The 18,195-nt window shown below is 73.7% G+C and carries 14 protein-coding genes; 10 read left to right on the top strand and 4 right to left on the bottom strand.

Going from position 1 to position 18,195, the window contains the following annotated elements; translation table 11 throughout:
- Positions 1 to 57: 57 nt before the first annotated feature.
- Together GA0074694_RS15405 and GA0074694_RS15410 are read left to right on the top strand one after the other, a co-directional pair.
- A complete protein-coding gene (locus GA0074694_RS15405) occupies positions 58 to 264 on the top strand; it encodes a hypothetical protein (RefSeq protein WP_091459323.1) in 207 nt (68 codons plus the stop codon).
- Between the two features lie 169 nt (positions 265 to 433).
- Positions 434 to 2,017, top strand: coding sequence for an ATP-dependent DNA ligase (locus GA0074694_RS15410; protein ID WP_091459326.1), 1,584 nt, complete (start codon positions 434 to 436; stop codon positions 2,015 to 2,017).
- Positions 2,018 to 2,043: 26 nt separating this feature from the next.
- Here GA0074694_RS15410 and GA0074694_RS15415 read toward each other — a convergent pair whose 3' ends face one another.
- Entirely contained in the window at positions 2,044 to 2,919 is an 876-nt protein-coding gene (locus GA0074694_RS15415; RefSeq protein ID WP_245714760.1) for an SURF1 family cytochrome oxidase biogenesis protein, read from the bottom strand.
- A 213-nt stretch (positions 2,920 to 3,132) separates the two neighbouring features.
- On the opposite strand from GA0074694_RS15415, the gene GA0074694_RS15420 reads away from it, so the two are divergent.
- Positions 3,133 to 4,542, top strand: a complete 1,410-nt coding sequence (locus GA0074694_RS15420) for a cobyrinic acid a,c-diamide synthase CobB (protein ID WP_091459328.1) — start codon at positions 3,133 to 3,135, stop codon at positions 4,540 to 4,542.
- Positions 4,539 to 5,108, top strand: coding sequence for a GNAT family N-acetyltransferase (locus tag GA0074694_RS15425; RefSeq protein WP_091459330.1), 570 nt, complete (start codon positions 4,539 to 4,541; stop codon positions 5,106 to 5,108). The genes GA0074694_RS15420 and GA0074694_RS15425 overlap by 4 nt, the downstream gene beginning before the upstream one ends.
- Before the next feature lie 40 nt (positions 5,109 to 5,148).
- Here the strand turns inward: GA0074694_RS15425 and GA0074694_RS15430 are convergent, their stop codons facing one another.
- On the bottom strand, positions 5,149 to 7,281 hold the full coding sequence (locus GA0074694_RS15430; protein ID WP_091459332.1) for a transglycosylase domain-containing protein: 2,133 nt from the start codon (positions 7,279 to 7,281) through the stop codon (positions 5,149 to 5,151).
- Positions 7,282 to 7,404: 123 nt separating this feature from the next.
- Between GA0074694_RS15430 and cobC the strand changes: the two genes are divergently transcribed.
- From cobC to cobA, 3 genes are read left to right on the top strand one after another with little or no spacing between them, the layout of a single operon-like run.
- Positions 7,405 to 8,490, top strand: coding sequence for an Rv2231c family histidinol phosphate aminotransferase CobC (cobC, locus tag GA0074694_RS15435; protein ID WP_091459334.1), 1,086 nt, complete (start codon positions 7,405 to 7,407; stop codon positions 8,488 to 8,490).
- A complete protein-coding gene (gene cobT / locus GA0074694_RS15440) occupies positions 8,490 to 9,584 on the top strand; it encodes a nicotinate-nucleotide--dimethylbenzimidazole phosphoribosyltransferase (protein ID WP_091459336.1) in 1,095 nt (364 codons plus the stop codon). Before cobC ends, cobT begins: the two co-directional genes overlap by 1 nt.
- On the top strand, positions 9,581 to 10,834 hold the full coding sequence (gene cobA / locus GA0074694_RS15445; protein ID WP_425413619.1) for a uroporphyrinogen-III C-methyltransferase: 1,254 nt from the start codon (positions 9,581 to 9,583) through the stop codon (positions 10,832 to 10,834). The genes cobT and cobA overlap by 4 nt, the downstream gene beginning before the upstream one ends.
- 79 nt (positions 10,835 to 10,913) lie before the next feature.
- On the opposite strand, the gene otsB is transcribed toward cobA, so the two are convergent.
- Complete coding sequence (otsB, locus tag GA0074694_RS15450) at positions 10,914 to 13,517, bottom strand: trehalose-phosphatase (RefSeq protein ID WP_091459338.1); 2,604 nt, start codon at positions 13,515 to 13,517, stop codon at positions 10,914 to 10,916.
- Entirely contained in the window at positions 13,514 to 14,917 is a 1,404-nt protein-coding gene (locus GA0074694_RS15455; protein ID WP_091459340.1) for an alpha,alpha-trehalose-phosphate synthase (UDP-forming), read from the bottom strand. The genes otsB and GA0074694_RS15455 overlap by 4 nt, the downstream gene beginning before the upstream one ends.
- A 337-nt stretch (positions 14,918 to 15,254) precedes the next feature.
- Here GA0074694_RS15455 and ettA point away from each other — a divergent pair, with 337 nt between their 5' ends.
- The 3 genes from ettA to GA0074694_RS15470 are packed head-to-tail and all read left to right on the top strand — an operon-like array spanning position 15,255 to position 18,093.
- Entirely contained in the window at positions 15,255 to 16,931 is a 1,677-nt protein-coding gene (gene ettA, locus GA0074694_RS15460; protein ID WP_091463282.1) for an energy-dependent translational throttle protein EttA, read from the top strand.
- 2 nt (positions 16,932 to 16,933) lie between these two features.
- Positions 16,934 to 17,386 carry an acyl-CoA thioesterase gene (locus GA0074694_RS15465; RefSeq protein ID WP_091459341.1) on the top strand — a complete coding sequence of 151 codons (453 nt, stop codon included), beginning with the start codon at positions 16,934 to 16,936 and terminating at the stop codon, positions 17,384 to 17,386.
- A complete protein-coding gene (locus tag GA0074694_RS15470; protein ID WP_091459343.1) occupies positions 17,383 to 18,093 on the top strand; it encodes a DUF8185 domain-containing protein in 711 nt (236 codons plus the stop codon). The genes GA0074694_RS15465 and GA0074694_RS15470 overlap by 4 nt, the downstream gene beginning before the upstream one ends.
- The last annotated feature ends 102 nt before the right edge of the window (positions 18,094 to 18,195 follow it).

Consider the following 18,195-nt stretch of genomic DNA (forward strand, 5'->3'; position numbering starts at 1 on the left):
GTCCGATTTCCGGGATTCCGGCACGTCAGGGACGGTCCGTACGTTAGCCTCTCGAACATGAGTACGAACGAGGTGATGGTGCGGCTGGAGGCCGCCGTCAGCGCACTTGGGGACGTCGACGTCTCCGCGTGGCCCGACGAGATGCTCCGCGAGCGGCTCGGCGATCTCTCCACCGCGCTGGTCGCGCTCGACGCCCTCCTGGCGCGGGTCGCCGGCCAGGTCCGGGACCGGGGCCTGCGGATCGAGGAGCCGGTCTCGGCCTGAGCCGTCCCGGCGGGCCTCCCTCCGGAGCGGAGCGGTCGAGTCCCGGTAGGGCAGCCGAGTCCCGGTAGGGCGGCCTCCCGCCGGAGCGGAGCGGCCCGAGACCTGGGCACACCGGGGCCGGCCTCGGCGGATCGCCGGTGTCGTCGGAGGTGGCTGGCAGGATGGGACCGTGCGGTTCCTCGACCTGGCGGCCACCTCCGCCGCGGTCAGTGCCACCAGCGGCCGGCGGGCCAAGGTGGAACTGCTCGCGGGGGCGTTGCGCGCGCTCGACCCGGCGGAGGTGCCGGCCGGTGCCGGCTGGCTCGCCGGTGAGCTACGCCAGCGCCAGACCGGCGTGGGCTGGGCCGGTCTGCGCGACCTGCCGCCACCGGCCGGCGTGCCGACCCTGACCGTCGCCACGGTCGACGCGGCGATCGACGAGATCGCCGCCGTGCACGGACCCGGCTCCCAGGCCCGCCGCCGCGCCCTGCTGCACGCCCTCTTCGCCGCCGCCACCGCCGCCGAGCAGCGCATGCTGGTCGGGCTGTTCAGCGGCGAGCTGCGCCAGGGCGCGCAGGCCGGGCTGCTCGCCGACGCGGTCGCCCGCGCCGCCGAGGTGCCGCTGGGTGCGGTGCGCCGGGCCCTGCTCGTCGCCGGCGACCTCCGCGCGGTGGCGGTCGCCGCACTCGCCGGGGGTGCCGCCGCGCTGGCCGGGTTCGGGCTGCGGGTCGGGCGTCCGCTCGCCCCGATGCTGGCCCAGAGCGCGCCCACGGTGGCCGACGCGCTCACCGCCACCGGTGTTCCCGCCGTCGTCGACGTCAAGCTCGACGGCATCCGGATCCAGGTGCACCGTGCCGGCTCCGACATCGCCGTCTTCACCCGCAGCCTCGACGAGATCACCGCGCGGGTCCCCGAGGTGGTGGCGGCCGTCCGCGCGTTGCCCGCCCGGGAGCTGGTCCTCGACGGGGAGGCGATCGGGCTCGACGCCACCGGGCGACCGCTGCCGTTCCAGGAGACGTCCAGTCGGGCCGCCCGCCGTACCACCGCCAGCACCACCGGCCGGACACCGGTCGCCCCGGCGGTGCTCGCCGCCGCCGCCACGACCGGCGGCACCGTCCTGACACCGTACTTCTTCGACCTGCTGCACCTCGACGGCGAGGATCTGATCGACCTGCCGGGACGGGAGCGCTGGGCCGTGCTGGCCGGAGCGGTCGACGCCGAGCTGCTGGTCGGGCGGACGGAGGTCGACGGCCCGGAGGCGGCGACGGAGGCGTTCACCGCCGCGCTCGCCGCCGGTCAGGAGGGGGTCGTGGTCAAGTCGCCCGACGCGCCCTACGCCGCCGGCCGGCGCGGGGCGGCCTGGGTGAAGGTGAAGCCCCGGCACACCCTCGACCTGGTGGTCCTCGCCGTGGAGTGGGGCAGCGGCCGGCGTCGTGGCTGGCTGTCCAACCTCCACCTGGGCGCGCGAGACCCGGCCACCGGGGGGTTCGTGATGCTCGGCAAGACCTTCAAGGGCCTCACCGACGAGCTGCTGCGCTGGCAGACCGAGCGGTTCCTCTCGCTGGCCGTCCAGCGGGGCGAGCACGTGGTACGGGTCCGTCCCGAGCAGGTGGTCGAGATCGCCTTCGACGGGGTGCAGACCAGCTCCCGGTACCCGGGTGGGGTGGCGCTGCGCTTCGCCCGGGTGGTGCGCTACCGCGACGACAAGAGTGCCGCCGAGGCCGACACCATCGACGCGGTCCGCGCCCTGCATCCGGCGGCGGCCTCCGGCTGACCGATCCGGCTCGGCGTGCGGGCCGGTCAGGCCGAGCCGGTCGGGGTGGGCTCCCCGGCCCGGTCACCCCGGGGACCGGTCGGACCGTCCCCCTCGGGGGTACCGTCGCCGGCGACCCGGTCGCCCGAGGGTCGGCGGACGCCGGCCAGCCGGCGTGCCTCCCGGCGGGCCACCCAGCCGTACGCGACCAGCGTCATCGCGGCGAAGAGCCACCACTGCACCACGTAACCGAAGTTCTGCCAGTTGTTCTCATGCCGCACCGGCACCGCCTGGAAGACCGGATCGGCGGCCGGGGTCTGCTCGTCGAGCAGCAGGTACGCCCCGTGGAGCGGGTAGGGCAGTTCCCGGGCGAGCTGGGGTACGCCGATCCGGCGGGTCTCCAACCGGCCGTCGCGCCGCTCGACGCCGCCCGCCCCGCTCTCACTGAGCCGGACCCGGCCGACCACGGTCACCTCACCGCTCGGCGTGGCCGGCAGCTCGGGCCGCGCCGTCGCGTCCCCGCCGGGCGTGGGTGGCACCCAGCCCCGGTCCACCAGCACGGCTGAGCCGTCGGCCAGCAGCAGCGGGGTGACCAGCTCGAAACCGACCTGCCGTTCGACGCTGCGCCCCCGGATCCAGACCGAGTTCGTCGTGTCGTACCGCCCGGTGACGGTGACCCGGGTCCAGACGGTCGCCGCGTCCGGCGCGGCTCCGGTCGAGCCGGCCGCTCCGGTCGGCGCGGCGAGCACGTCGGGCAGCGGCACGGGCGTCATCCGCGCGGTCGCGTCGATGCGCTCGTTGATCGCCGAGCGTCCCTGGTAACGGTCGAGCTGCCAGTTGCCGAGCTGCACCATGACCGCGGCGGCGACCAGCGCCAGGACGAGGTAACCCAGCCAGCGTGGCGTCAGGAGGAACCGGTACACGCCCCGAGGCTACTCGTAGGACCGGAGCACCCGTCCCCGCCACCGGTGGACGGGTGAACGCGTGGCGGGGCGGTTACCGCCGTTCGGCGGAGTGGTTGGGTATCGTCACGCGGACGAACCGCCGGGCGGTGTCCGGGTCACCGTGGCACAACCGCCCGCGCGCCGCCACCGACCGTGCGCGTTCGCGCGTACCGCCGCCACGGAGGATGGATCATGAGCGTCGTGCCACGCCTCGTGGTCGCCGCGCCCTCGTCGGGGCACGGCAAGAACGCCGTCTCGATCGGCCTGGTCGCCGCCTTCCGGAAACGGGGGCTGGACGTCGCCGGGTTCAAGGTGGGGCCGGACCACGCCGACGCCGCGTACCTCGGGATGGCCGCCGACGGACGGCCGGGCCGCAACCTCGACCCGCGACTGGTCGGGCCGGAACGTGTCGCCCCGCTCTTCGCGTACGGGGCGGCCGGGGCGAAGCTGGCCCTGGTGCAGGGCACGATGGGCCTCTACGACAGTGTCGCCGGACCGTCCGAGGTCGAGTCCACCGCGGCGGTCGCCACCGCGCTGCGCAGTCCGGTGGTGCTGGTGGTCGACGTGTCGGCGATGGGGCAGTCGCTGGCCGCCCTGGTGCACGGCTTCCGCTCGTACGACGAGCTGCTCTGGCTGGGCGGGGTGATCCTGAACCGGGTCGCCTCGCCCCGGCACGAGGAGCTGCTGCGGGAGGCACTCGACGACATCGGCGTCCCGGTCTTCGGGTCGCTGCGCCGGGGTGACCTGCCCCCGATGTTCCCGGCCCGGTCGTACGGGATGACGCCGGCGTTGACCGGTGACCCGGAGGTGACCCGGGCGGTCCGGCGGCTGGGGGAGGGGATCGCCGGCCGGGTCGACCTGGAGGGACTGCTCGGGCTGGCCCGCACCGCGCCGCCGCTGGCCGTCGAGCCCTGGTCGCCCGGTGCGCCGCCCCCTGTCGCCCCGGACCGCCCGGTGGTCGCGCTCGCCGGCACCGCCCGGGGCGCCTACGGGTACCCCGAGACGGCGGAACTGCTCGCCGCCGCCGGGGCCGAGGTGGTCCCGGTGGACCCGCTCCGCGACGAGGCCCTGCCGGCGGGCACCGCCGCGCTGGTCGTCGGGGCGGGGCTTCCCGAGGCGTACGCCGAGCAGCTCTCCGCCAACGACCGGCTGCACGCGGCGGTGGCGGAGCTGGCCCGCGCCGGCCGTCCGGTGCTGGCGGAGGGGACGGGCCTGCTCTGGCTGGCCCGTCAGCTGGACGGCCGGCCGATGTGCGGGGTGCTCGACGCGACCGCCGCGACGCAGGAGGGCATGGTGCTGGGCTACCGGGAGGCGACGGCTGCGACGGAGAGCCTGGTGGCGCCCCGGGGTGCGGTACGGGTGGGCTACAAGCAGCACCGGGCGGTGCTCACGCCCCGGGCCGGGGAGTGCCCGGCCTGGAGCTGGCCGGGTGGCCCGCCCGAGGGGCACGTCTGGTCCGGTGGGTACGCCTCACAGCTCGCCCTGCACTGGGCCGGCGCGCCGGAGATCGCCGCCCGGCTGGTGGCCGCCGCCCGGCGTGCCCCGGCACCGACCAGCCCCGGCCCCGCCCCGGCCGACCGCTCCCTGGGAGTCCCGGCGTGATCGGTCAGGTGGCGGTGCGCCGGTTCCCGGAGCTGACCGTCTCCACTCCGCGCACGGAGGTACGCCGGCACACTGCGGGGGACGCCGACCCGGTCTCGGAGATCTTCGCGGACCGGTTGACCCAGCGCTGGCTGCCGTTGGCCGACGAGTCGGGGCAGATCGACGGGCTGGCCTGGTGCACCGACCTGGCTCGGCAGCGGCGGGACAGTGGCGACGGCGACCACTTCGCGGTGGTCCGCCGGGAGGACGCCCGGGTGGTCGGCTGTCTCTGGACCAGGCGGACCGACTGGGGTGCCCGGCTGACCGAGGTCTCGTACGCGATGGCGCCGGAGGCACGCGGCTACGGCCTGGCGACGGAGGCGGTCCTCGCGCTGGCCATCGCGCTGATCCTGGAGCACGGGTTCCAGCGGGTCGAGCTGCGGGTCGCCCCGGGCAACGTGGCGTCCCGGCGGGTGGCCGAGAAGGCCGGCTTCAGCTACGAGGGCCTGCTGCGCAACGCCGGTTACGTCCGGGGCAACCGCGTCGACCTGGAACTCTGGTCATTCGTCATGGCCGACCTCCACTGACCCCCGTGCCGCCCCGCCCGGCGGCCGGGGCGGCGCGGGGTCAGCCGACCATGCGGTCGGGTGGCGGCGTGAACTGGCGGGTGGGTTGGCCCTTGAGCGCGTCCCGCAGGGTCTTGGCGACCGCGTCGATCGGCTTCTGCGACTGGCCGTCCCCGACCGCGTTGAACGGGTTGTCCGGATCGGCGATGAAGCTCGCCGCCGCCAGTTCCGGGGTGTAGCCGACGAACCAGGCGGCGCGGGTGCTGTCGGTGGTACCGGTCTTGCCGGCGACCGGTCGGCCGACCGTACCCCGGACGCTGTCGGCGGTGGACCAGCCTCCGCAGCTTCCCCGGGCCGGCCGGTCGCCGGTCGGGCAGCGGGCGGCGTCGGTGGCGGCCCGGGCCGCACCGGCGTCCACGACCTGTCGGCAACGCGGCTTGGCCACCTCCCGTTCCAGGCCGGCCGGCGTCCGGTAGGTCGCCGGGGTGCCGTCCCGGTTGGTGATCGACAGCACCGGGATCGCCTCGCAGTACCGGCCGTCGGCGGCGATCGCCGCGTACGCGTTCGCCAGCTCCAGCGGGGTCGCGTCGGAGACGCCGAGGGTGAACGCGCCCCACTTCTTCACCTTCTCCGGGGACGCCTGCGCCTTGTCCACGTCGGTGCGCCAGCGCAGTCCGAGCTGCTCGGCGAGGCGGACCGCCCGGTCGGCGCCGACCTTCTCCTCCAGCCAGACGAAGTACGTGTTGACCGACTTGCCGAAGCCGGACCACATGGTCTGCCGGCCGGTCATCGCCCCGCTCGCGTTCGACGGCGCCCACCCGTCGTAGACCTCGGAGCGGTAGCGGTGCGGTGCGTCGAACGCGGTGGACAGCGGCATGCCGGAGTCGAGGGCGGCGAGCATCGGGAACATCTTGAACGTCGACCCGGCCTGGTAGCCCGGCAGGTTGCCGCCGCCGAGCAGCGGCGCGACCGTGTTCGGGAAGTTGGCCTTCACCTTCGGGTCGGCCTCCGGGTTCGACGTCGGCCCGTTCTCGCTGGTGTCCAGGGAGTACGTCCGGTTCACCGCCATCGCCTTGACCCGGCCGGTGCCCGGCTCGGCGACGACCACGCCGTGCGCGAACGGGCTTCCGGTAGTGCCCTTCGCGTCGATGTTCTTCTCCGCTGCCTCCTGGATCCTCGGGTCGATGCTGAGCACGATCCGGTAGCCACCCCGGCGCAGTTTGTCGATGCGTTCCAGCCGGTTGTCCCCGAACGCGGGCTGGGCGCTCCACCAGTTCTTCAGGTAGTCGCAGGCGAAACCGAGGCTGTTGTGCCGCTGCGGGATCGAGGCGCAGTCGTTGCGCGGGTCGCTCTGGTCGATGCGCAGCGGTTCGGTGCTGGCCCGTGCGGCGGCCTCCGGCGAGAGGTAGCCGAGCTGGCCCATCCGTTCCAGGACGTAGTTGCGGCGGCCGATCGCCTCCTGCTGGTCGGAGGTGACCGGGTCGTACTCGGACGGGGACTTGACCAGCCCGGCCAGGGTGGCGGACTCGACCGGGGTCAGGTCCTTCGGCTTCTTGGAGAAGAAGATCTGCGCGGCGGCGTAGATGCCGTACGCCCGGTGCCCGAAGTACGCCGAGTTGAGGTAGCGCTCGAGGATGTCCTCCTTCGACATCTGCTTCTCCACGTCCAGGGCGAGCCGCATCTCCCTGACCTTGCGGATGCTGGTCTGGGCGGTCGCCTCCTGCACCTCCTGCGGCGTGGTGGCGCTGTCCCGCAACGCCATCCGGACGTACTGCATGGTGATCGTCGACGCGCCCTGGGAGACCCCGCCGGACTGCGAGTTGGCGACGAACGCCCGGAGGACACCCTTCGGGTCCACGCCCCGGTGCTGGTAGAAGCGGGAGTCCTCGGCAGCGACCATGGCCTGCTGCATGCTCGGCGCGATGTCCTCGATCTTCGTGTACTGCCGGTACTCCTCGTAGAACATCGTCAGCAGGGTCTTGCCGTCGGCGGCGTAGACGTAGGAGGTCTCGGCGGGCAGCGTGGTGCGGAGCAGGTCGGCCTTGTGCTCGGAGAACTCCGCGCCGACCTTGGCGCCGATGCCGGCGGCGGCCACGATCGGGTACGCCACGGCGGCCAGGATGATCCCGGCGATCAGCCCGGCACGCAGGAGAGGGACACAACGACCGAGGGAGGCAAGGGGTCGGTAGCTCACGCCGTCAAGCTATGACATATCCCGTTAAGAGATGAGTCATATTCATAATTCTTTCGAGGTGGTGACGCGCCCCACGCCCCGATCCGCTGTCCTCCGCACCGGCTTCCCGGCAGGATCGCGGGCATGCGTGGTCAGCCGATCGGAGCGCCCCTGGGCGTCGTGCCGGAACCCGACCTCGGCCACCACGGTGACGTCGAGGTCGGCGAGGGCCTGGTCGACCTCGCGGTCAACGTCCGCCGGGCCCCGATGCCACCCTGGCTGGCCGGGCCGCTGGCCACCTCCCTCGGCGACCTCGCCCGCTACCCCGACCCCGCCCCGGCCCGCGCTGCGGTCGCCGCCCGGCACCGCCGGCCCCCGGCGGAGGTGCTGCTCACCGCCGGGGCTGCCGAGGGTTTCGTGCTGATCGCGCAGGCCCTGCGCGGGGTGCGCCGGCCGGTGGTGGTGCACCCGCAGTTCACCGAGCCGGAGGCCGCACTCGCCGCCGCCGGGCACGAGGTGGAGCGGGTGCTGCTCGACGCGGCCGACGGGTTCCGCCTCGACCCGGCCCGGGTGCCCGCCGACGCCGACCTGGTCATGGTCGGCAACCCCACCAACCCGACATCCGTGCTGCACCCGGCCGCGACCATCGCCGCGCTGGCCCGGCCCGGCCGGGTCCTGGTGGTGGACGAGGCGTTCGCCGACACCACCGCCGCACCCGGGGTGCCGGGGGAGCCGGAGTCGCTCGCCGGGCGGCGTGACCTGCCCGGCCTGCTGGTGCTGCGCAGCCTCACCAAGACCTGGGGGCTGGCCGGCCTGCGGATCGGCTACCTGCTCGGCGGCGCCGCCCTGGTGGACCGGCTGGCCCGGGTGCAGCCGCTCTGGGCGGTCTCCACCCCGGCGCTGGCCGCCGCGACTGCCTGCGCCGCGCCGGAGGCGGTCGCCGCCGAACGCGCCATCGCCGCGGGCCTCGCCGCCGACCGCGACCATCTGCTGGCCCGCCTCGCCACCCTTCCCGGGGTACGCGTCGCGGGCCGACCGGCCAGCGCGTTCGTGCTGCTGGAGATCCCCGGCGCGGACCGGACCCGGCTCGCCCTGCGGGACCGGGGCTGGGCCGTACGCCGGGGCGACACCTTCCCCGGGCTCGGCCCGGACTGGCTGCGCGTGGCGGTCCGCGACCGGCGGACCACCGACGCGTTCGTCGAAGCGCTGGCGGACATCCTGGAGGCGTGATGTTGGAGACCACGATCGCGGCGATCGGCCCCCTCGACCAGACGGCGACGGCCGCCGCCCGGGACCTCCAGTCCCGGTTGACCAAGCCGGCCGGCTCCCTCGGCGCCCTGGAGGACCTCTCGATCCGCCTCGCCGGCCTGGCCGGCACCTGCCCGCCGCCGCTGCCCGAACCGGCCGCGGTGGCGATCTTCGCGGGCGACCACGGCGTCCACGCCCAGGGGGTCACCCCCTGGCCGCAGGAGGTCACTGCGCAGATGATCGGCAACTTCCTGGCCGGCGGGGCGGTGGTGAACGCCTTCGCCCGCCAGGCCGGCGCCTCGGTCACCGTGGTCGACGTCGGCGTGGCCACCCCGCTGCCGCCCGCCGTCGCCGACGGGCCGGACGTCCCCCGGCCGGTGGCGGCGGACGCCCCCCGGCTGGTCGAGGCCCGGATCCGCCCCGGCACCCGCGACCTGACCGTCACCGCCGCGCTCACCCGGGACGAGGCGCGGGCGGCGGTGGAGACCGGCATCCGGGTCGCCGACGAACTGATCGCGGCGGGCGCGGGCATCCTGCTCACCGGGGACATGGGCATCGGCAACACCACCCCGTCGGCCGCCCTGGTCGCCGCCTTCACCGGGGCCGACCCGGCCGAGGTGACCGGCCGGGGCACCGGCGTCGACGACGAGACGTACCAGCGGAAGATGGACGTGGTGCGGCGCGCGCTGCGCCGGCACCGACCCGACCCGGCCGACCCGCTCGGTGCGCTCGCCGCCGTCGGTGGCCTGGAGCACGCCGCGCTGGCCGGATTGATCCTGGCCGCCGCGGCCCGCCGCATCCCGGTGCTGCTGGACGGCGTGATCGCGGTCTCCGCCGCGCTCGCCGCCGCCGCGTTCGCCCCGGACGCGGTGGGCGCGATGGTCGCCGGGCACCGCTCCACCGAACCGGGTGCCACCGTCGCGCTGCGCCACCTCGGGCTCGACCCCCTGATCGACCTTGGCCTACGTCTCGGTGAGGGCACCGGCGCGCTGCTCGCCCTGCCGGTGGTGACCGGGGCGGCCCGGGTGCTGCACGAGGTGGCCACGTTCGACGCGGCAGGAGTGGCCGAGAAGTGAGCGAGCGAACCACCGGACTCGGTAGCGTGAACCCGTACCCGCTGGGCCTGCGGCTGGCCGGTCGGCGGGTGGTCGTGGTCGGTGGGGGCACGGTCGCCACCCGCCGGGTGCCGGCGCTGCTGGACGCCGGTGCGGACGTCCTGCTGGTCTCCCCGGAACTCACCCCGGCGTTGCGGGCGCACGTGGACGCCGGCCGGCTGCACTGGGAGCCGCGTCGCTTCGTCCCGGCCGACCTGAACGGGGCGTGGCTGGTGCACGTGGCCGTGGACGACCGGGCCGCCGCCGCGGCGGTCAGCGCCGTGGCCGCCGAACGACGGATCTTCTGCGTCCGCGCCGACGACCGGTTCGCCGCCAGCGCCTGGACCCCCGCGGTGACCCGGCACGGCCCGGTCACCGTCGCCGTGCTCGGTGGCGGGGACCCGCACCGCTCGCGGGCGACCCGCGACGCCGTCCGCGCGTTGCTGGACGGCCCGGACAGTCCCCTGCGGACGGGAGCCGGGGCGGCGGGGACCCGGCGGCGGGGCGGGCAGGTGGCCCTGGTGGGGGCGGGGCCGGGCGACGCCGAGCTGATCACCCTGCGGGGCTGGCGGCTGCTCGCCAGGGCCGACGTGGTGGTCGCCGACCGGCTGGTCCCCGGACTGCTCCTCGACGAGTTGCATCCCGACGTGGAGCTGGTCGACGCCTCGAAGATCCCGTATGGGCCGTCCCGGACCCAGGAGGAGATCAACCGGATCCTGGTGGACCGGGCGTCGGCGGGCGCGTTCGTGGTCCGGCTCAAGGGCGGCGACCCCTACGTCTTCGGCCGGGGCGGCGAGGAGCTGCTGGCCTGCGCGGCGGCCGGCATACCGGTGACCGTGGTCCCCGGCGTGACCAGCTCGATCGCCGTTCCGGCGGTGGCCGGCATCCCGGTCACCCACCGGGGGGTGGCCCACGAGTTCACCGTGGTCTCCGGGCACCTCGCCCCGGACCACCCGGAGTCCCGGGTCAACTGGCCGGCACTGGCCGCGCTGCGGGGCACGTTGGTGATCCTGATGGGGCTGAAGAACCTGGCGGCGGTCACCGCCACGCTGCTCGCGCACGGGCGGGACCCGGCCACCCCGGCGGCGGTGGTGCAGGAGGGGACGACCACCGACCAGCGGACCCTGCGCGCCACCCTCGCCACGGTGGCGGCGGAGGCGGCCGGGGCTGGCCTGCGGCCCCCGGCCGTGGTGGTCGTCGGCGACGTGGTCACCGCCCTCGACCGCTCCTGACCTGGACGCCCCCGGGCGGGACCACACGACGACGGCGGCGGGGGACCGAAGTTCCCCGCCGCCGTCGTTCGTGGGCGGATCAGACCTTGAGCATGTTGTCCAGCAGCAGGGCACACCGGATCAGCCCGAGGTGGCTGTACGCCTGCGGGTGGTTGCCCAGCCCGCGTTCGGCGAGCGGATCGTACTGCTCGGGGAGCAGGCCGGTCGGCCCCGCCGTGTCGATCATCTGGGTGAACAGCTCCTCCGCGTCGGTGCGCCGACCGGTGCGCAGGTACGCCTCGATCAGCCACGCCGTGCAGATGTGGAAGCCGCCCTCCCGGCCGGGCAGGCCGTCGTCCCAGTGGTACCGGTAGACGACCGGGCCGCTGCGCAGGTCCGCCTCGATCCGCAGGACGGTGGAGAGGAAGCGCGGGTCGTCGCCGGGGAGCAGCCCGGACAGGCCGATCCAGAGCGACGAGGCGTCCATGTCCTCGTCCCCGTACGCGACGCTGTACGCCTCGACCCCGTCGTGCCAGCCGTGCTCCAGCACGTTGGCGCCGATCCGGTCCCGCAGCTCCACCCACTCGGGCCGGTCGCCGTCGCCGTGCTGCCGGACCACGTGCAGCGCCCGGTCGACGGTCATCCAGCACATCACCTTCGAGAAGATGTGGTGCCGGGGAGGCAGACGCGCCTCCCAGATGCCGTGGTCGGGCTCGTGCCAGCGGCGGCGGACCGCCTCGACCATGTTCTCCAGCACCCGCCACTCGGTCTCGCGGACCGAGCCCCGGGCGTCCGCCACTGCGGCGATCAGGTCGGCGATCGGGCCGAAGACGTCGAGCTGGAGCTGGTGGTTGGCGAGGTTGCCCACTCGTACCGGCCGGGAGCCGGCGTAGCCGGGGAGGGTGTCGATGACCGCCTCGGCGCCCAGCTCGTACCCGTCGACGGTGTAGAGCGGGTGCAGCCGCTCCGGGTGCCCGCCGGTGCGCTCGACGCAGCCGTCCACCCAGCGCAGCAGCGCTTCCGCCTCCTCGATCGAGCCGAGGTCCACCAGCACCCGGGCGGTCATCGCCGCGTCCCGCAGCCAGCAGTAGCGGTAGTCCCAGTTCCGGACGCCGCCCAGCTCCTCCGGCAGCGAGGTGGTCGCCGCCGCGAGGATCGACCCGGTCGCCTCGTGGCAGAGCCCGCGCAGGGTGAGCGCGCTCCGGGCGACCAGGTCCCGGGCGGTCTGCGGCAGGCGCAGCGAGGCCACCCAGTCCTTCCACGGCTGCTCGGCGGCGGACTGCCGCTCGTGCACCGGCACCCGGTGGTGCTCCAGGCTGTGCGTACCGAAGCGCAGCTCGCAGGTGACCTGTCCACCGGCGGCGGAGAGGTCGACCACCGCCTTGGCGGTCTCGTACCCGCCGTCGTTGGTCACCTGCCACTGCACGCCGGGGGAGTAGAGCGCCACCGGCTCGTTGGAGCCGAGCACCAGCAGCCCGTCGGCGAGCGGCTGGAGCTGCACGGCCACCTGGCCGAACTCCGGCCGGGGAGCGAACTCCAGCCGGATCCGGCCGGAGCCGGTGAAGACCCGGATCAGGGTCGAGTCGCCGGAGACGACCGTCGACTCGTCCGGCACGTGGTCGCGGGACGGCCGGTCGAGCCAGTCGGTCACGGTCAGGCCCGACCAGCGGGTCTCCACCGTCATGGTGCCGTTGCGGTACCGCTGCCCCAGCGGGATGCCGCCCCGCTCGGGGGCGACGCTGAAGTGCCCGGCCGGGCTGCCGCCCACCAGGTCGGCGAAGATGGCCGCCGAGTCCGGCTTGGGGTGGCACAGCCAGGTGATCTTGGCTTCCGGGGTGAGCAGCGCGACGGTCCGCCCGTTGGCGAGCATGGAGTGCCGCTCGATCGGCACCGCCCGCTCGCCGAACAGCCAGTGCCGCCGGGTCTCCAGCAGCAACGCCAGCGCCCGGGCGGCCTCGATCGGCTCGGCGACCCGGAAGTGCGCCTTCGTCTCCCCGGTGCCGATCTTGATGCCGACGTCGGGGCCGTGCAGGTTGCCGAAGGCGTTCTCGTCGGTGACGTCGTCCCCGATGAAGAGCACCGCGCTCGCGGCGAGCTGGGTACGGAGCTGGTCGACGGCGGTGCCCTTGTGGGTGGCGACCACCGACAGTTCGATGACCTCCTTGCCCTGGGTGACCGTGACCCCGTCCCAGGTGGCCGGACCGTTGCGGACCGCCTCGATGGCACCGGCCGCGATCTGCGGCGGCACCCCCCGGGTGTGCACCGCGACGCTCGCCGGCTTGCGTTCCAGCCGGACGCCCGGGTGGGCGGCGGCGATCTCGCGCAGCTCGTTGCGCAGCCGGGTACGGACGGCGATCAGCTCGGGGCTGAGCCGCTCGACGAAGCCGATGTCGAATTCGGAGCCGTGGCTGCCCACCAGGTGGACCTCGCTCGGCAGCCGGGACAGGGCGGCCAGGTCGCGCAGGGCGCGCCCGGAGACCACCGCGACGCTGGTCTGCGGCAGCGCGGCGAGCGCCCGGACGGCGGCCACCGACTCGTGCAGCGGGACAGCCTTGGTCGGATCCTCGACGATCGGCGCGAGGGTGCCGTCGTAGTCGCAGGCGACCAGGAGTTGGGGGACCCGGGCGATCCGGCCGATCGCCGCCCGCAGGTCGGGGTCGATGACCCCGTGGGTCTGTGCGGGCTCGGTGACACTCGTGTTCACGCAGCAGCCTCCACGCCGGGTGTGCCGAGTTCGCTGAGGAACGACCTGGCCCAGTGACCCACGTCATGGGTCCTGAGGTGTCGTTGCATGATTCGCATGCGGCGGCGGGCCTCCGTCCGCTCCACGTGCACAGCCTTCAGCAGGGCTTCCTTGACCGCTTCCGGGTCGTGCGGGTTACACAGAAAAGCCTGGCGCAGCTCCGTCGCTGCCCCGGCAAACTCACTGAGCACGAGCGCGCCGCCCTGGTCGGCGCGCGATGCCACGTACTCCTTGGCCACCAAATTCATTCCGTCTCGCAGGGGGGTCACCATCATCACGTCCGCCGCAACATACATGGCGGCGAGCTCACTGCGGGAGTACGACTGGTGGAGATAGTGAACCGCCGGCACGCCGACCCGTCCGTACTCGCCGTTGATCCGGCCGACTTCGCGCTCGACCTTCACTCTGAGTGCCTGATAATGTTCGACCCGTTCCCGGCTTGGGGTGGCCACCTGCACCATGACGGCGTCCGGGACTGTCAGCTTTCCGTCAGAGAGCAGCTCACGGAAGGCCTTCAGGCGCAGCTCGATGCCCTTGGTGTAGTCCAGCCGGTCCACGCCCAGGATGATCGTCTTCGGATTGCCCAACTCCTCCCGGATCTGCTTGGCACGGGCCTGGATGGCCGGGTCGGAGGCGAGCCGCTCCATCTCCCGTACGTCGATCGAGATCGGGAACGCGCCGGCCTTCACCTGGCGTCCGTCGACCTGGATCATCTGCCCCTCGTAGCGCAGCCCGAGCAGGTGCCGGGCCAGCCGGACGAAGTTCTGCGCGGCCAGCCGCTGCTGGAAGCCGACCAGGTCCGCCCCGAGCAGGCCGCGCAGCACCTCGGCACGCAGCGGCATCTGCATGAACAGCTCGATCGGCGGGAAGGGGATGTGCAGGAAGAAACCGATCCGCAGGTCGGGGCGGAGCTCACGGAGCATCGCCGGGACCAGCTGGAGCTGGTAGTCCTGCACCCAGACCGTCGCGCCCTCGGCCGCCACGTCCGCCGCGGCCTCCGCGAACCGGGCGTTGACCAGCCGGTACGCGTCCCGCCAGCGTCGCTTGTACGCCGGGGTCTCCACCGCGTCGTGGTAGAGCGGCCAGATGGTGGCGTTGGACTGCCCCTCGTAGTAGCGCTCCAGCTCGTCGGCGCTCAACGGCACCGGGTGCAGCCGGATGCCCTCCAGCTCGAACGGTTCGGGGGCGGCGCCGGTGCCACCGGCCCACCCGACCCAGGTGCCCTGACGCTCGGCGAGGACCGGGTGCAACGCGGTGACGAGTCCGCCCGGGCTCCGGCGCCACTGCCGTCCCTCCGGGGTGCTCACCTCGTCGACCGGTAGACGGTTCGCCACTACGACAAAGGAGCTACGGACGGTCACGATCGGCCACCTCCGGTAAGCGACGGGTCCACCGCATGAGCGTACTGAGCGTACTGAGCGTATCTGCGGTGTCTGGGGCCCCGTGCGGCAGTTACTTCCCCGGTCAGCGGGCACCGAACCTGGACGTGATCTGCCCGACGTTCCCCGGGGCGCGGTGGGCGGGCGGCGGGTGGCGGCGTGGTCGGGAGGGGCGGGGTGATGTGGGCGGAGCACGGCGTACCTGTCAGGATTGACGATGGCGTGCGTGCGCCCGGTCGACGGCCGGCGGCACGCGGGCGGTCCGGTCCGCCCTTCGCTCGCCGGCTCCCAATCGCAACGTACGGAGGTAGCCCGCACCGTGGCCCAGTACATCTACGTCCTGGAAAAGGCGCGCAAGGCGCACGGCGACAAGGTCGTGCTCGACAACGTGACGCTGAGCTTCCTGCCCGGTGCCAAGATCGGTGTGGTCGGCCCGAACGGCGCGGGTAAGTCCAGCCTGCTCAAGATCATGGCGGGGCTGGACCGGCCGAGCAACGGCGAGGCCCGGCTGATGCCCGGCTTCTCCGTCGGCCTGCTCGCCCAGGAGCCCCCGCTCAACGACGCCAAGACCGTGCTCGGCAACGTCGAGGAGGCGGTCGCCGAGACCAAGGCCAAGCTGGAGCGGTTCAACAAGATCGCCGAGCAGATGGCGACCGACTACTCCGACGAGCTGATGGAGGAGATGGGCAAGCTCCAGGAGGAGCTGGACCACGCCGACGCGTGGGACATCGACTCCAAGCTCGAACTGGCGATGGACGCGCTGCGCTGCCCGCCGCCGGACGCCGACGTCACCCAGCTCTCCGGTGGCGAGCGCCGTCGGGTGGCGCTGTGCAAGCTGCTGCTGGAGGCCCCCGACCTGCTCCTGCTCGACGAGCCCACCAACCACCTGGACGCGGAGAGCGTGCAGTGGCTGGAGCAGCACCTGGCCAAGTACGCCGGCACCGTCCTGGCGATCACCCACGACCGGTACTTCCTGGACAACGTGGCCGGCTGGATCCTCGAACTGGACCGGGGCCGGGCCGTCGGGTACGAGGGCAACTACTCCACGTACCTGGAGAAGAAGGCCGCCCGGCTCTCCGTCGAGGGTCGCCGGGACGCCAAGATGAAGAAGCGCCTCTCCGAGGAACTGGAGTGGGTCCGCTCCAACGCCAAGGCCCGGCAGACCAAGTCCAAGGCCCGGCTCGACCGGTACGACGAGATGGCCGCCGAGGCGGAGAAGACCCGGAAGCTGGACTTCGAGGAGATCCAGATCCCGCCGGGCCCGCGCCTGGGCAACACGGTCATCGAGGCGAACGGCCTGACCAAGGGCTTCGGCGACCGGGTGCTGATCGACAACCTCTCCTTCTCGCTGCCGCGCAACGGCATCGTCGGCATCATCGGCCCGAACGGCGTCGGCAAGACCACCCTCTTCAAGACCATCGTCGGGCTGGAGCAGCCGACCAGCGGTCAGGTCCGGGTCGGTGAGACCGTCTCCCTCTCCTACGTCGACCAGAACCGGCAGGGTCTGGCCGGCGACAAGACCGTCTGGGAGGTCGTCTCCGACGGGCTGGACCACCTCATGGTGGGCAAGGTCGAGATGCCGTCCCGGGCGTACATCGCGGCGTTCGGCTTCAAGGGGCCGGACCAGCAGAAGCCGACCAAGGTGCTCTCCGGCGGCGAGCGCAACCGGCTCAACCTGGCGCTGACCCTGAAGATCGGCGGGAACGTGATCCTGCTCGACGAGCCGACCAACGACCTGGACGTGGAGACCCTCTCCAGCCTGGAGAACGCGCTGCTGGAGTTCCCCGGCTGCGCCGTGGTCATCTCCCACGACCGGATGTTCCTGGACCGGGTCGCCACGCACATCCTGGCCTGGGAGGGCGACGAGGAGAACCCGGCGAAGTGGTTCTGGTTCGAGGGCAACTTCGAGTCGTACGAGAAGAACAAGATCGACCGGCTGGGTGCCGAGGCGGCCCGCCCGCACCGGATCACCTACCGCAAGCTCACCCGCGACTGAGCATGAGCGACCGGTTCGTCTACCACTGCACGCTGCGCTGGTCCGACCTGGACGCGTACGGCCACGTCAACAACGCGCGCTTCCTCACCCTCTACGAGGAGGCGCGGGTGGCGTTGATGTTCGCCGGTGGTCGGGCGTGGGGGGTCGGCTCGTTCGCCGAGGGCGTGGTCATCGCCCGGCACGAGATCGACTACGTCCGCCCGGTCGACTACGCCCTCGGCCGGACCAGCGCGGAGGCGGCCCCGACCGTCCGGATCGAGCTCTGGGTGGAGGCGATCCGGCGGGCCGCCTTCACCATCGCGTACGAGATGTACGACGGTGACGTGCTGGCCAGCCGGGCCCGGTCGGTGCTGGTCCCGTACGACCTCGCGGAGAAGCGGCTGCGCCGCCTCACCGACGCCGAACGGACCTTCCTGGAGAACTACACCCTGCCGCCGTTGCGGGAGCCGGTGTGACCGGCGCTCCGGTCGCCGGCCGGCCGGCCTCCGCCGCACCGTACGGGCACGGGCTGGCCGGCGTCGCCGACGCGGGCGCGTTCCTGGCCCGGCTGGTGCGGTTCGACCCGACGGCGGTGGTCCGGCTCCGTCCGGTCGGGCCGTCCGGCCCGACGGCGCTCTGGGCCCGGCTGCCCTGGGGGGTGCTGGTCTGCCGGACGGTCGCCGGTCCGGGACCGGGCGACGCGACGGTCGCCGCCGCCGACCTCCTGACCGAGCTGGGTCGGGACGGCCCGGCCCTGCCCGTGCGACGGGACGCGCAGTGGCGCTGGCCGCTGCCGCCGGCCGCGGGGCGGGTAGTGGAGACGATCCCCGCCGGTGAACTGCGCCGGGTGGCCGACGCGGCGGCCGGCACCCTGCGGGCCGCCGCGACGCACGGGGTGGCGGGACGGGCGGTCGGGCAGCGCGCGGTCCGCGACGCCCTGCTGGACCACGTCGCGGTGGTGGTCACCGGGGAGGCGGGGGAGCGGATCGAGGTCACCCAGCGGCTGGTGCAGGGGGTGGTCCGGATGGGCTTCCTCGGGCCGGCCGGTGCCGCCGTTCCGCGGGATGTGCAGGTGCGCCTGGCCAACCGGTGGACCGGCCTGGTGGCGCCGTACGGAGTGGCCTGGTCGCAGAAGGTGGCAGACCTTGCCATAAAGCCCCAGGGTGATCACCCGAACGGATGATCCCTATTCCTTCTTCTGTCCCGGGGCTGGCGTTGGGGGGATGCTTCACGCCGGCTGTCCGGGTACCGTCCATCCTCGGATCCAACGCACGGTAGGCGTCCG

The sequence above is a fragment of the Micromonospora inyonensis genome (genome assembly GCF_900091415.1).
In the GTDB taxonomy this organism is placed as follows: Bacteria; Actinomycetota; Actinomycetes; order Mycobacteriales; family Micromonosporaceae; genus Micromonospora; species Micromonospora inyonensis.